12 protein-coding genes and 1 pseudogene are annotated in these 12806 nt (G+C 66.0%); 5 read left to right on the top strand and 8 right to left on the bottom strand.

Annotated elements, in window-relative coordinates:
* The first annotated feature begins 11 nt into the window (after positions 1-11).
* Both ALC15_RS34880 and ALC15_RS34875 read left to right on the top strand, forming a co-directional pair.
* Positions 12-779, top strand: coding sequence for an enoyl-CoA hydratase-related protein (locus ALC15_RS34880; protein ID WP_050631212.1), 768 nt, complete (start codon positions 12-14; stop codon positions 777-779).
* A 113-nt stretch (positions 780-892) separates the two neighbouring features.
* Positions 893-1783: an aldose 1-epimerase family protein gene (locus tag ALC15_RS34875; protein WP_050631211.1), complete on the top strand. Its 891-nt coding sequence runs from the start codon at positions 893-895 to the stop codon at positions 1781-1783.
* Between the two features lie 27 nt (positions 1784-1810).
* On the opposite strand, the gene ALC15_RS42420 is transcribed toward ALC15_RS34875, so the two are convergent.
* The 3 genes and pseudogenes from ALC15_RS42420 to ALC15_RS34865 form a co-directional block, all read right to left on the bottom strand.
* Entirely contained in the window at positions 1811-2080 is a 270-nt protein-coding gene (locus ALC15_RS42420; protein ID WP_244486387.1) for a hypothetical protein, read from the bottom strand.
* Positions 2081-2139: 59 nt separating this feature from the next.
* Positions 2140-3140: pseudogene (gene trpS, locus ALC15_RS34870) on the bottom strand (tryptophan--tRNA ligase).
* A gap of 205 nt (positions 3141-3345) precedes the next feature.
* Positions 3346-4080, bottom strand: a complete 735-nt coding sequence (locus tag ALC15_RS34865) for an SDR family NAD(P)-dependent oxidoreductase (RefSeq protein ID WP_050631210.1) — start codon at positions 4078-4080, stop codon at positions 3346-3348.
* 194 nt (positions 4081-4274) lie between these two features.
* Between ALC15_RS34865 and ALC15_RS34860 the strand changes: the two genes are divergently transcribed.
* A complete protein-coding gene (locus tag ALC15_RS34860; protein WP_050631209.1) occupies positions 4275-4688 on the top strand; it encodes a DUF3830 family protein in 414 nt (137 codons plus the stop codon).
* A 1-nt stretch (position 4689) separates the two neighbouring features.
* Positions 4690-5628 (top strand): allantoinase PuuE, encoded by a 939-nt coding sequence (gene puuE / locus ALC15_RS34855; protein WP_050631208.1) that lies wholly within the window; start codon positions 4690-4692, stop codon positions 5626-5628.
* A gap of 9 nt (positions 5629-5637) precedes the next feature.
* On the opposite strand, the gene ALC15_RS34850 is transcribed toward puuE, so the two are convergent.
* The 5 genes from ALC15_RS34850 to ALC15_RS34830 are packed head-to-tail and all read right to left on the bottom strand — an operon-like array spanning position 5638 to position 11011.
* Complete coding sequence (locus ALC15_RS34850) at positions 5638-7170, bottom strand: ABC transporter ATP-binding protein (protein ID WP_050631207.1); 1533 nt, start codon at positions 7168-7170, stop codon at positions 5638-5640.
* On the bottom strand, positions 7167-7850 hold the full coding sequence (biuH, locus tag ALC15_RS34845) for a biuret amidohydrolase (protein WP_050631206.1): 684 nt from the start codon (positions 7848-7850) through the stop codon (positions 7167-7169). The genes ALC15_RS34850 and biuH overlap by 4 nt, the downstream gene beginning before the upstream one ends.
* Before the next feature lie 17 nt (positions 7851-7867).
* Entirely contained in the window at positions 7868-8794 is a 927-nt protein-coding gene (locus ALC15_RS34840; RefSeq protein WP_050631205.1) for an ABC transporter permease, read from the bottom strand.
* Between the two features lies 1 nt (position 8795).
* Entirely contained in the window at positions 8796-9905 is a 1110-nt protein-coding gene (locus ALC15_RS34835) for an ABC transporter permease (RefSeq protein ID WP_050631204.1), read from the bottom strand.
* Positions 9902-11011 carry a BMP family ABC transporter substrate-binding protein gene (locus ALC15_RS34830; RefSeq protein WP_050631203.1) on the bottom strand — a complete coding sequence of 370 codons (1110 nt, stop codon included), beginning with the start codon at positions 11009-11011 and terminating at the stop codon, positions 9902-9904. The genes ALC15_RS34835 and ALC15_RS34830 overlap by 4 nt, the downstream gene beginning before the upstream one ends.
* Before the next feature lie 371 nt (positions 11012-11382).
* Between ALC15_RS34830 and ALC15_RS34825 the strand changes: the two genes are divergently transcribed.
* The gene (locus ALC15_RS34825) at positions 11383-12666 is read left to right on the top strand and encodes an allantoate amidohydrolase (RefSeq protein ID WP_050631202.1); all 1284 of its coding nucleotides are present in this window, start codon (positions 11383-11385) and stop codon (positions 12664-12666) included.
* Positions 12667-12806 lie beyond the last annotated feature (140 nt).

Genomic DNA, 12806 nt, shown 5'->3' with positions numbered 1-12806 from the left:
AGGAGTGAGACATGAGTGAAGTGACCGTGGCGCTGGACAATGGCGTTCTCACCGTGACGATGGCGCGTCCGGACAAGAAGAATGCGATTACCAATGCGATGTATGGCGCGATGGCCGACGCGCTCGAACGCGCGGAAGGCGATTCCTCGATCCGCGCCGTGCTGTTGCAGGGCGACGGCGACAGCTTTACCGCCGGCAACGATCTTGCCGATTTCGCGGCGGTGTCGCGCGGCGTGCAGGGCGAGCGTCATGTGAGCCGCTTCCTTGGCTGTCTTGCCAAGGCGACGCGGCCGCTGGTCGCTGCCGTGCAGGGCAATGCGGTCGGCATCGGCACCACCATGCTGCTGCATTGCGACCTCGTTTATCTCGCGCCGACCGCGCGGCTGATCACGCCATTCGTCAATCTTGCGCTAGTGCCGGAGGCGGCCTCGACCTATCTGCTGCCGCAGCGGATCGGCTACGCGCGCGCCTATGCGATGTTCGCGCTCGGTGAACCGGTCGAGGCGGAGACCGCTGTTGCGATCGGCCTCGCCAACGCGGTGGTGCCGCTCGCGGATCTCCGGGCCAGGGCACGCGGCGCGGCGGACGCATTGGCGAAGCGGCCGTTCGGCTCGCTGCAGCACACCAAGGCGCTGATGCGTGATCCCGCAGCGATCAGCGCGCAGATGGCGCGCGAGGGCAAGATCTTCCAGGAGCGATTGATGAGCGCCGAAGCGCGCGAGGCTTTTGCGGCGTTTGCCGAGCGCCGCCAGCCCGATTTCTCCAAGATCACCGGTTAGGCTTGGCGCCCGGGGCCGCCACGCGCGGGCGGCCCCATCGCTTTGGGGTTGACGGCTTCGCCGGTATCGAACATCTCGTGACGGGGCACAGTGCAACCCCGACGAGGCCATCCATGAGCGACAGTCACACCCTGCGCGGCGACGGGATTGCCGCAACCATCAACGCCCAGGGCGCCGAATTGTCGTCGCTCAGGAACGCCGAGGGCAGGGAACTGCTGTGGCAGGCCGGCCCGCAATGGCCGCGCCATGCGCCGATCCTGTTCCCGATCGTCGGCCGGTTGAAGAACGACACGCTTCGCCACGACGGCAAGACCTATCCGATGACGCAGCACGGCTTCGCGCGCGACCGCCGCTTCGACTGGCTGGAGCAGAGCGCCCGGTCGTGCAAGCTCGCGCTGTCAGACGATGCGGAAACCCGGGCGCGCTATCCCTTCGCGTTCAGGCTGGAAGTCACCTACGCCGTCGATGGCGCCGATCTCGAGGTCGGCTTCGAGATCATCAACACCGGCGACGAGATGCTGCCGGCCTCGCTCGGCGGTCATCCCGCGTTCAATTGGCCGCTGGTGCCGGGGCTGCCGAAGGAGGCCTACACGCTGACCTTCGGCAAGCCTGAGGGCGCGCCGATCCGGCGGTTGAAGGATGGATTGATGCGGCGGCAACCTGAACCCAATCCGGTCAAGGGCAGAATGCTTGCGCTGACGGAGGAACTGTTCGATGACGACGCGATGGTCTTCGATCAGATCGCAAGCACATCGATCCTCTTCACGGCGACACTGGGTCCGGCAGCAGCCACGCAAGGCCCGGCGATCGAGATTTCCTGGCGCGGCTTCCGCGAACTTGGCGTCTGGTCGAAGGTTGGCGGGGCTCCGTTCCTTTGCATCGAGCCATGGTACGGTTTTGCCAGTCCGGCGGAGTTCGATGGCGAGTTCGCCGACAAGCCCGGCCTGATGCTGATCGCCCCGCGAGCGCGTCAGTCGCTCAGCTACCGGATTCGCGTCAGCTGACAAAACGACATCGCTTGCGCGAGCAGCTCAATGCGGGCGGCTGCCGAGCGCTCCCGTGAGCGCGCCGACCGATGGCGGGTTTTCATGCGCCCAGGCCTCATGCGCGGCGAGATCGCGATAGTGTTCGGCCATGCGCAGCAGCCGCTCGCGGATGCCTTGGTCCTCTTCGCCCTTGGCTGATTGGCCAACTGCGCGGCGCGTTCGAGAAGCGTTTTCGGATCGATCACGACAGGCTCCAAATCCGGTTTCGCCACAGCATGATCCGGAAAAGTGCGAAGCGGTTTCCGAGGAGATCATGCTGAAAACGGACAACTGCCCTAGCCAAGCACAGTTCCTGCCATGGTTTGATGACAGGTTCAGAGCTGGAACAAGCCGAGCCCCGCCATGACGTCGCGCTTGGTGCGCTCGGTGATCTCCCGCGCTTTCAGGGTTCCGCGCCTGATCGCGTCGACGACGTGATCGCGATTGGTCGAGAGCTCGGCGCGCCGTGTCCGGATCGGCGCGACCAGGGCTTGCAGGATGTCTTCAAGCCGCCGCTTGACCGTCACGTCGCCGAGGCCGCCGTGCCGATAATGCGCCTTCAGCTCCTCGACGGCGTCATGATCGTCGTCGAACGCGTCGAGGTATGTAAAGACGACATTGCCCTCGACCTTGCCGGGGTCGGCGACGCGCAGATGACCGGGATCGGTGAACATCGCCCGCACCGCGGCCGAGATGTCATCGGGCGAGGCCGAGAGCGGGATCGCATTGCCCGCGGACTTACTCATCTTCGCACGCCCGTCGATGCCGGGCAGCCGTCCGGCGCGCGGGATGATGGCCTCGGCCTCCGGCAGCAGCGGCCGGCCGGCGAGCGTGTTGACGCGCCGGACGATCTCGTTGGTCTGCTCGATCAGCGGTGCCTGGTCCTCGCCGACCGGGACGACAGTGGCACGAAACGCGGTGATGTCGGCAGCCTGCGCCACCGGGTAGCACAGGAAGCCCGCCGGGATGTCGCGCCCGAAACCGCGCGCGCGGATCTCGTCCTTGATGGTGGGGTTGCGCTCCAGCCGTGCGACGGTGACGAGGTTGAGATAGAGCATCGACAGTTCGGCGAGCGCGGGAAGCTGCGACTGCAGGCAGATTGACGTCCGCTCGGATCGATCCCGACGGCGAGATAATCCAGCGCAACCTCGATGACGTTGCTGCGGACCTTGCCGACGTCGTGCGCATTGTCGGTCAGCGCCTGCATGTCGGCGAGCAGCAGGAATTGCGTATGGGTGTCCTGAAATCTCAGGCGGCTGCGGAGCGAGCCGGCGTAATGGCCGAGATGCAGCGGCCCGGTGGTGCGGTCGCCGGTGAGGATGATCGGTTTGGTCATGGCTATCTCCATTCGGTTGAATGGGGACGCCGCATGCGGGCTGCTGACATGAAAAAGGCCGCCCAATGCGGCGGCCCCGAAAATGCATGAACGCGTTTCGGCCCGCCTGTCAGTCGGCGAGCCACCAGAAATTGGCGATCAGGATCGAGCGGTTCATGGCCTGAGGCGTAGGGCAATCGCGCTGTCGGGTCAAGATGTGCCAGCCCTAGTTGAACGCCATGCCGCCGCTCATCGCGATGGTCTGTCCGGTCATGTAAGGATTGTTGACCAGCAGCATCACGGCCTGCGCCACCTCTTCGGCGGTGCCGAAGCGGCCGACCGGGATCCGGCTGACCAGGTCGCTCTGTCCCTTCATCATGTCGGTCTCGATCAGCGAGGGCGCGACCGCGTTGACGGTGATGCCCTCTTTGACGAGGCGTGCGGCATAGCCGCGGGTCATGCCCTCCATGGCCGCCTTCGATGCATTGTAGTGCGGGCCGATCGAGCCCGCGCCGCGCGCGGCACCGGAGGAGATGTTGACGATGCGGCCCCATTTCCGGGTGCGCATCATCGGCAGCACCGCCTGCGTGCACAGGAACGCCGACTTGAGATTGACCGTGATGGTGCGGTCGAAATCCTCCTCGGTGAGATCGTCGACACCCCTGACGATCGCGATCCCGGCATTGTTGACGAGGATGTCGATCGGGCCGAGCTCGGCCTTGGCACGCTCGACCAGGCCGGCGACGGCTGCAGCCTCCGAGACGTCGGCGGCGATCGCGACCGCCCGGCCGCCGGCGGCAATGATGCCCTTCGCCAGTGTCTCGGCCTCGGCCGAGCGTTCGCGATAGTTGATGGCGACGGCAGCTCCGGCCTCCGCCAGCATCTTGACGATCGCAGCACCAATGCCGCGCGATCCGCCGGTCACCAGCGCCACATGTCCGTGCAAGCTGTTTGTTGTCATCAACCGTCCTCCTGTGAGTGCAGTCAGGTTCGCAAAGGGGGAGGCGGGGCGCAACGCAACCCTGCTCAAATCTGCGTTGCGGCAGCCGCCCTTGCGGCAAAAACCGGCATTTTGGGCCGGAATCGGCCTTGCGTCCGGCGCGGGCCGGCGGCAATGGTTGGAGCATCACTTCTTCCAGTACCCACGAGAGTCCGATGAGCAAACTGATTGTCCGCGCCGGCGATTTCACCTTTGACGCCCGTTTCGAGGAACAGCTGGCGCCGAAGACGGTCGCCGCGTTCCGCAAGGCGATGCCGTTCGAGAGCCAGGCGATCCACGTGCGCTGGAGCGGCGAGGGCGTCTGGATGCCGCTCGGCGATCTCGATTTCGGCGTCTCCTACGAGAACCACACCAGCTATCCGGCGCCGGGCCAGATCATCCTCTATCCCGGCGGCATCAGCGAGACCGAAATCCTGCTCGCCTATGGCGGCGTGCACTTCGCCAGCAAGATGGGCCAACTCGCCGGCAATCATTTCATCACGCTGACCTCGGGGCTGGAGAATCTCACCGCCTTCGGCAAGACCGTTTTGTGGAAGGGCGCGCAGAACATCCGCTTCGAGGAAGTCTGATGTGACCGAGGCCCGCTACCCGCGCGATCTCCGCGGCTACGGCCGCACGCCGCCGGATCCGAAATGGCCAGACGCCGCGCGTGTCGCGGTGCAGTTCGTGGTCAATTTCGAGGAGGGCGGCGAGAACAACATCCTGCACGGCGATCGCGCCTCGGAAGCGTTCCTGTCCGACGTGCTGGGCGCGCAGCCCTGGGTCGGCCAGCGTCACGCCAACATCGAGACGATGTTCGAATATGGCTCGCGCGCCGGCTTCTGGCGGCTGTGGCGGATGTTCACCGAGCGGAAGCTGCCGGCGACCGTGTTCGGCGTCGCGATGGCGCTGAAGCGCAATCCGGACGTGGTCACCGCGATGCAGGAGGCGGGCTGGGATATCGCAAGCCACAGCCTGCGCTGGGTCGAGCACAAGGACATGTCGGAGGACGAGGAGCGCGCGGAGATCGCCCGCGCCGTCGCGGTGCATACCGAGGCGACCGGGGCGCCGCCGCTCGGCTGGTACACCGGCCGCTCCTCGATCAACACGCTGCGGCTTTTGATGGAAGCGGGCGGTCTGCGCTATCTCTGCGATTCCTATGCCGACGATCTGCCGTACTGGATCAAGGCTGCCGGCACCGAGCCGCATCTCGTGATCCCCTACACGCTCGATGCCAACGACATGCGCTTCATCAACGCACAGGGTTTTGGCGGCGGCGACGAGTTCTACACCTATCTGAAGGACAGTTTCGACGTGCTCTATGCCGAGGGCGCGACGTCTCCCAAGATGATGTCGGTCGGGCTGCATTGCCGCGTCGTCGGCCGTCCCGGCCGCGCCGCCGCGCTGATGCGCTTCCTCGACTACATCGCGAAGCACGAGCACGTCTGGGTGCCGACCCGGCTTCAGATCGCCGAGCACTGGCACGCCAATCTCAGGCATCTCGCCGCAGAAGCGTTCGAGATCGCCTAGCGCCCCGATCTAATGCCCCGCCATATGCCGGCCGATCTCGGTGAGGTCGGCTTCGCTCGCACGGGCTTCGTGCACGAACGCGCCGTGGAACATCACGACCAGCCGGTCCGACAGTTCCAGCAATTCGTCGAGGTCTTCGCTGACCAGCAGCACCGCCGCGCCGCGGTTGCGGGCAGCCATGATCTCGGCGTGGATCTGCGCCACCGCCGCGAAGTCGAGCCCGAAGCAGGGATTGGCGGCGACCAGCACCTCGACGTCGCCCGAGAGCTCGCGCGCCAGCACCGCGCGCTGCACGTTGCCGCCCGACAGCGCCGCGATCGGCGTCTCCGGCGTGCGGGTCTTGATCTTGTAGCGGTTGATCTTGCGTTCGGCGTCGGCGCGGAACGCCGAGCGATTCAGCCACCAGCCGCCGCGCGCGAACGGGGCGCGGTCGAACTCGCGGAAGGCGATGTTGTCGGCGACGCTCATGCCGCCGACACAGGCGTTCTTCAGCGGCTCCTCCGGCAATAGCGACATCCTGTGCCGCCGCATCTCCTCGCGGCTCGCCGAGTAAGTCTCGCCCTGGACGCGGATCACGCCACTTTCGGCTTCGCGCTGGCCCGCCAGCACCTCGACCAACTGGCGCTGACCATTGCCGGACACGCCGGCGATGCCGACGATCTCGCCGCTCTTCACCGTCAGCGAGACGCCGTGCACGGCAATCGCGCCGGCATCGTCAAGCGCAGTGAGCTTGTCGAGCTCGAGCCGCGCTGCGCCGGTCTCACCGGTGCGCGGCGGCTGCACCGTCAACTGCTCGGCGCCGATCATGGTGCGCGCCATCTCGTCGGGCGTGAGGTCGGCGACCCGGCCGGTGCCGGCGAGCTTGCCGCGGCGCAGGATCGTCACCTCGTCGGCAAACGCCATCACCTCGCGGAACTTGTGCGTGATCATCAGGATGGTCAATTCGCCCGCGACCACCATCGCGCGCAGCATGCCGAGCACCTCGTCGGCCTCGCCCGGCGTCAGCACCGAGGTCGGCTCGTCGAGGATCAGGAAGCGACGCTTCAGATAGAGCTGCTTGAGGATCTCGCATTTCTGCCGCTCGCCGGCGGAGATGTCGGAGACCTTTGCGTCGAGCGGCACCTTGAACGGCATCCGCGCCAGGAAGGCCTCGAGCTCCTTCTTCTCCTTGCGCCAGTCGACCACCGGAGGCACGTCGTCGCGCGCCAATACCAGGTTCTCGGCAACCGTCATCGCCGGCACCAGCGTGAAGTGCTGGTAGACCATGCCGAGGCCGAGCGCATGCGCGTTCTTGGGATTGGCGATGCTCTGCTGGCGACCGCCGACGATGATGTCGCCCTCGGTGGCATGGTAATAGCCCATGATGCATTTCACCAGCGTGCTCTTGCCCGCGCCGTTCTCGCCCAGCAGCGCGTGGAACGAGCCGGGGCGCACCTTGAGCTCGACATTGTCGAGCGCGAGGAAGTCGCCGAACCGCATCGTCATGGCGATGGCGTCGACGCCGAACGCGCCTGACGGTGCGGGCGGTTCGCCGATGATCACGACAATGCCCCGATCAGGTCAGCGGATTTCGTCACTGCGCCGAACACGCCGCCCTGCATCTTGATCATCTTCAGCGCGTGGTCGTGATTGCTCCTGTCGGTCGCCCCGCAGCAATCCTCGACCAGCACGCATTCGAAGCCGCGGTCATTGGCCTCGCGCATCGTGGTGTGGACGCAGACATCGGTGGTGATGCCGGTCAGCACGATGTTCTCGATGCCGCGCAGCCGCAGCATCAGTTCGAGATCGGTGGCGCAGAACGATCCCTTGCCGGGCTTGTCGATGATGGGTTCGCCCGGCAGCGGCGCGAGATCGGGGATGATTTCCCAGCCGGGTTCGCCGCGCACCAGGATGCGGCCGCAGGGGCCGGGGTCTCCGATTCCGGCGCCGATCTGGCGCGAGCGCCAGCGCTTGTTGGCGGGCAGGTCGGCCAGGTCGGCCCGGTGGCCTTCGCGGGTGTGGATGATGTGAAAGCCCTGCGCACGCATCACGGCGAGCAGCTTTCTGATCGGCTCGATCGGCGCCCGCGTCAGCGACAGGTCGTAGCCCATCTTGTCGACATAACCGCCGACGCCGCAGAAATCGGTCTGCATGTCGATAATGATAAGCGCGGTGTTCTCCGGCCGCAGGTCGCCATTGTAGGGCCAGGCGTAGGGCTCGGACTTGATGAAGCGCTCGGGCATGAATGATCTCGCTGGCTCTATCGGGTGATGGACAATTCGGCGGGTGCGCCGGTCAGCGTGCGCTTCGGCGAGCAGGTGATGATCATGATCGCCAAGGTCAGGATGTAGGGCGCGGCATTGAACAAATGATAGCCGGAGGTGATGCCGACCGATTGCAGCGCGGGCCCGAGCGCCGCGGCGCCGCCAAAGGCGAGCGAGGCCCATAGGCACAGCATCGGATCCCAGCGCGCGAAGATGACGAGCGCCACCGCGGTGATGCCCTGGCCGGAGGAGAGGCCTTCGTTCCAGCTGCCGGGATAGAACAGCGACAGGAACGAGCCGCCGATCCCGGCGAGGAAGCCGCCGACCATGGTGGCGCGCAACCGGATCAGCAGCACCGAATGGCCCATCGCGCGCGCGGCATCCGCGCTCTCGCCGGCGGTGCGGATCAACAGGCCCCAGCGCGTGGTCCGGAATGCCCAGTAGAGCAGCGGCGCGATGGCGACGCCGATCAGGAACAGCACGTTGATGCGCAGCGCCGCGCGCAGCTGCGGCACATCGCTCCACCAGCCGAAATCGATCGCCGGCAGCCGCGCGGCGGTCGGCTCGATCAGCGGCTTGCCGAGGAAAAAGGCGAGGCCAGTGCCGAGCAGCATCAGCGCGATGCCGACCGCGATGTCGTTGACGCGCGGCAGCGAGCAGATCCCGGCATGCAGCGCGCCGAACAGCGCGCCGGTGATGCCGGCCGCGAGCACGCCAAGCCACGGCGAGCCGGAGAGATAGGAGATGCCGTAGGCGCTCATCGCGCCCATCACCAGCGTGCCCTCGAGGCCGAGATTGATGCGGCCAGACCGCTCGGTGATGCATTCGCCGAGGCTGACGAACAAGAACGGCGTCGAGACGCGGATGGCGCCGCCGAACACGGCGAGCGGTACGGTCCAGAGCCCGAGCGATGCATCCGCCATGTCAGGACTTTCCCTTCAGGAAGCCGATCCGCCCGTAGAGCGCGTCGCTTGCCAGCACGAACACGAAGATGATGCCTTGCAGCACCAGCACGGAGGCATCGGGCAGGCCGAGCCGCCGCTGCAGCAGGCCGCCGGAGGCTGAGATGCCGCCGAGCAGAATCGCCACCGGAATGATCGCAAGCGGATTCTGCCGCGCCAGGAACGCGACCAGGATGCCGGTGAATCCGTAGCCCGCCGCGAGGTTGGCATTGGTGCGGCCCTGCACGGCCGCGACCTCGATCATGCCGGCAAGCCCGGCACAGCTGCCGGCAAGGAAGCAGACGGTGAGGATCAGCTTGCCGACGGAAAGCCCGACGATCTTGGCGGCGCGGATGTTTCCGCCGGCAACGCGCGCGGCGAAGCCGAACGTCGTGTGATAGATCAGGATATAGGCGGCAATGGCCGCGACGAGGCCGAACACCAGGCCCCAATGCACGTCGGTGCCGGGAATGCTGCCGATCATGTTGGCCGCGCCGATCTCGCGCGTCGACGGCTTGTTGAGGCTCGCCGGATCGCGCATCGGCCCCTCGACCAGATGGTTGAGGATGGCAAGCGCGATATAGACCAGCAGCAGGCTCGAGATCGTCTCGTTGACGCCGCGATACTGCCGCAGGCCGCCCGACAGCGTGATCCAGAGGCCGCCGCCGATCATGCCCGCGATCACCATCGCGATCTGCACCACGATCGGCGCAGCGCCCTGCAATGCCAGCGCCGCCGACGTCGCCGACAGCGCGCCGATCAGGAGTGCGCCTTCGCCGCCGATGATCACCATGCCGAGCTGTGCCGGCAGCGCCGTGCACAGCGCGGTCAGGATCAGCGGCGCGGCGCGGGTCAGCGTGTTCTGCCAGGAGAACCAGGTGCCGAACGCGCCGTAATACATGTAGAAATAGAGGTCGAGCGGGTTCTTGCCGTAGAGCGCAATGAAGCCGCCGAACACCGCGAGCGCGCCGACCAGCGCCGCGCCCGGGATCAGGATGTACTCGATGCTCGCGCCGTAGCGCTGGAGGAATCCGGGATCGGCGGCCGGAGCAACGCCGGCCGCCTCCACCGATTCCGCCGCCTCGGTCGTCACGCGGTGGCTCCGATCACGCCCTCGACCAGATAGTCCATCTTCTCGAGTTCGGGATCCTGCTGGCCGCGGTCGGTGCCGGAAGCGATCACCGTCTTGCCCTTGTTGTCGACGAGCGGGCCCTTGAAGATGGTGTATTCGCCGGACATGAACTTGGCCTTGACGTTGTCGGCATGCTTGCGCGCCTCGGCCGAGACCATCTCGCCATAGGGCGAGACCTTGACGATCTCTTCCTTCAGGCCGCCGCGATAGAAGTTCGGGATCGGTTCGCCGGCTACGATCATCTTGACGAATTTCGGGTACAGCGCTTCCCAATTCCATTCGGCGCCGGTGAGATAGGCCTTCGGCGCCAGCGGCGACTGGTTGACGTGATAGCCGCACACCATCGCGCCGCGACGCGCGGCGTTCTCGACCATCGTCTTCGGTCCGTCGACATGGCAGGTCAGCACGTCGACGCCCTGGTCGATCAAGCTGTTGGTGGCCTCGGCTTCCTTGACCGGCATCGACCAGTCGCCGGTGAAGATCACCTGGGTGGTCGCCTTCGGATTGGCGAGCCGGGCGCCGAGCGTGAACGCGTTGATGTTGCGCAGCACCTGGGGGATCGGCTTGGCCGCGACGAAGCCGAGCTTGCCGCTCTTGGTCGAATAGCCGGCGACGATCCCGGAGATGTATTGCGCCTCGTCGATATAGCCGAAATAGCTGCCGGCGTTCTTCGGGTCCTTGTCGGTCCACAGGCCGCCGCAATGCTCGAAGTGCAGCTTGGGAAACTTGGTCGCCATCTTGACGACGTGCGGGTTGTAGTAGCCGAACGAGGTCGGAAACAGCAGCGTGGCGCCGTCGAGATTGACCATCGACTCGATGGTCTTCTCGACCGCATCGGTCTCCGGCACCTTCTCTTCCTCGACCACCTTGATGCCGGGCAGCTTCTTCACCGCCGCCGCGCCCTGGGCGTGGGCCTGGTTGTAGCCGTAGTCGTCGCGCGACCCGACATAGATGAAGCCGACCGTGGTTTCCGCCGCCGCCGCGCCGCGAATGCCGAGCGTGCTGCCAAGCGCCAATGCCGCGCTTCCCTGCAATAAATGCCTTCTTGAAATCCTGCCAAAATCCATCGCGTGCTCCCTCCGGCGGGCCGGTCCGCCTGTCCTAGTCGCAGCCGCCGTAACGGCAGCGCTTGACGGAGTGTCGCAAGCTTCGTGCCAGAGCACGTTTGGCAGTCACGGTTCCGTAAGTAGCTGATTGTGAATACGAATGATGATCGATGTGGTGCGCCTTTGGAATCGGCAAAACCAATCATGCCTAATTTATAGGCGATCATTCTTCGTTGTATGCAATGCCGTTAAGCAACCGCTAACCGCCGAGCGGTCGCTGCGAGCCGGGCTCGCAGCGTCGCAGACGGCGGCATTTGCCGGCTGGTGAATCGGACCGGGCCTGCTACCAGTGAAGCGGGCTCCGGCGCCGGGTTGGACCGATGGGAAACAGCATGAGTGAGACAAAACCGTCCTCGAATCCGTCCTCAAACCCGTCTTCCCTTGGCGACGAAATCGTGGCGCGGATCGATCAACTCGCGGCGATCTCGGAGACGCCGGAGCATCTGGCGCGCGTCTTCCTCACCGACGAGCATCGCAGGGCGGCCGATCTGATCCTGTCCTGGATGCGCGAGGCCGGCATGAGCGCGCATCTCGATGCGATCGGCAATGTCTGCGGCCGCTACGAGGGCGAGCGGCCGGGCCTGCCGGCGCTGATGCTCGGCTCGCATTACGACACGGTGCGCGATGCCGGAAGGTGGGACGGCCCGCTCGGCGTCATCACCGCGATCGCCTGCGTTGCCGATCTGAACCGGCGCGGCAAGCGGCTGCCGTTCGCGATCGAGATCGTCGGCTTCGCCGACGAGGAGGGCGTGCGCTTCGCCTCGACCCTGCTCGGCAGCCGCGCGGTCGCCGGCACGTTCGACGAGAGCGTGCTCAACACCCGTGATCGCGCCGGCACGACGATGCGCGATGCGCTGATCGCCTTCGGGCTCGATCCGGATCATATCGGCAAGGCGGCGCGCGCCCGCCGCGAATTGCTCGGCTATGTCGAGCTGCACATCGAGCAAGGGCCCGTGCTGGAACAGAAGGCGCTGCCGGTCGGCGTCGTCAGCGCGATTTCCGGAGCGACCCGGCTCGCCGCCAATCTCACCGGCTTCGCCGGCCATGCCGGCACCGTGCCGATGCCGCTGCGGCGCGATGCGCTGACCGGCGCCGCCGAATGCATCGTTGCGATCGAGCAATTCTGCCGCAGCGATGAAGCCGGCCTCGTCGGCACCGTCGGCTATATCAACGCCATGCCCGGCGCCACCAACGTGATCCCGGGCAAGGTGTCCTTCACGATGGACATCCGCTCGCAGAGCGACATGCATCGCAAGCGCGCCGTCGCCGACATCGTGCGGCAGATCGAGGCGATCGCAAAGCGCCGCGAGCTCGCACTTCAGATCGACGTCACCCACGAGAACCGCAGCGTGCCCTGCGCGCCATGGCTCAAGACGCAGATCGCCGCGGCCGTCGCTGCCGAAGGCCATGCCGTGTTCGAGTTGCCGAGCGGGGCTGGGCATGACGGCATGGCGATGGTCGACGTCGCCGACATCGGCATGATCTTCGTGCGCTGCCGCGGCGGGATCAGTCATAATCCGGCCGAGCATGTCGAGCTCGCCGATGCCGACACCGGCGCGCGGGTGCTGCTGCGTTTCGTCGAGAATTTCCGAGCGCACGGTACAGTGAATAGCTGAGGGCTGCCGCGAGGCGGCCGGTACCGATCCCGGCTCCGCCAACCTCAACCCGTGCCGAATCTGGACAGGGCCGACCGCCACTGCCGGCTCGGCTCCGCCTATTGCGGGAACATCGTGAACCGCTAGACTTGGCGTCAACG

The sequence above is a fragment of the Bradyrhizobium viridifuturi genome, assembly GCF_001238275.1.
Classification (GTDB): Bacteria; Pseudomonadota; Alphaproteobacteria; order Rhizobiales; family Xanthobacteraceae; genus Bradyrhizobium; species Bradyrhizobium viridifuturi.
The sequence above is the reverse complement of the archived record's forward strand: the minus strand, read 5'-3'. Positions and strand labels throughout refer to the sequence as shown.

What these genes read in the sequence shown, in the direction of transcription:
- ALC15_RS34880 (WP_050631212.1), top strand. Translation starts at nt 12, where the DNA reads ATGAGTGAAGTGACCGTGGCGCTGGACAATGGCGTTCTCACCGTGACG.
- ALC15_RS34875 (WP_050631211.1), top strand. Translation starts at nt 893, where the DNA reads ATGAGCGACAGTCACACCCTGCGCGGCGACGGGATTGCCGCAACCATC.
- ALC15_RS42420 (WP_244486387.1), bottom strand. Translation starts at nt 2,080, where the DNA reads ATGATCTCCTCGGAAACCGCTTCGCACTTTTCCGGATCATGCTGTGGC.
- ALC15_RS34865 (WP_050631210.1), bottom strand. Translation starts at nt 4,080, where the DNA reads ATGACAACAAACAGCTTGCACGGACATGTGGCGCTGGTGACCGGCGGA.
- ALC15_RS34860 (WP_050631209.1), top strand. Translation starts at nt 4,275, where the DNA reads ATGAGCAAACTGATTGTCCGCGCCGGCGATTTCACCTTTGACGCCCGT.
- biuH (WP_050631206.1), bottom strand. Translation starts at nt 7,850, where the DNA reads ATGCCCGAGCGCTTCATCAAGTCCGAGCCCTACGCCTGGCCCTACAAT.
- ALC15_RS34840 (WP_050631205.1), bottom strand. Translation starts at nt 8,794, where the DNA reads ATGGCGGATGCATCGCTCGGGCTCTGGACCGTACCGCTCGCCGTGTTC.
- ALC15_RS34830 (WP_050631203.1), bottom strand. Translation starts at nt 11,011, where the DNA reads ATGGATTTTGGCAGGATTTCAAGAAGGCATTTATTGCAGGGAAGCGCG.
- ALC15_RS34825 (WP_050631202.1), top strand. Translation starts at nt 11,383, where the DNA reads ATGAGTGAGACAAAACCGTCCTCGAATCCGTCCTCAAACCCGTCTTCC.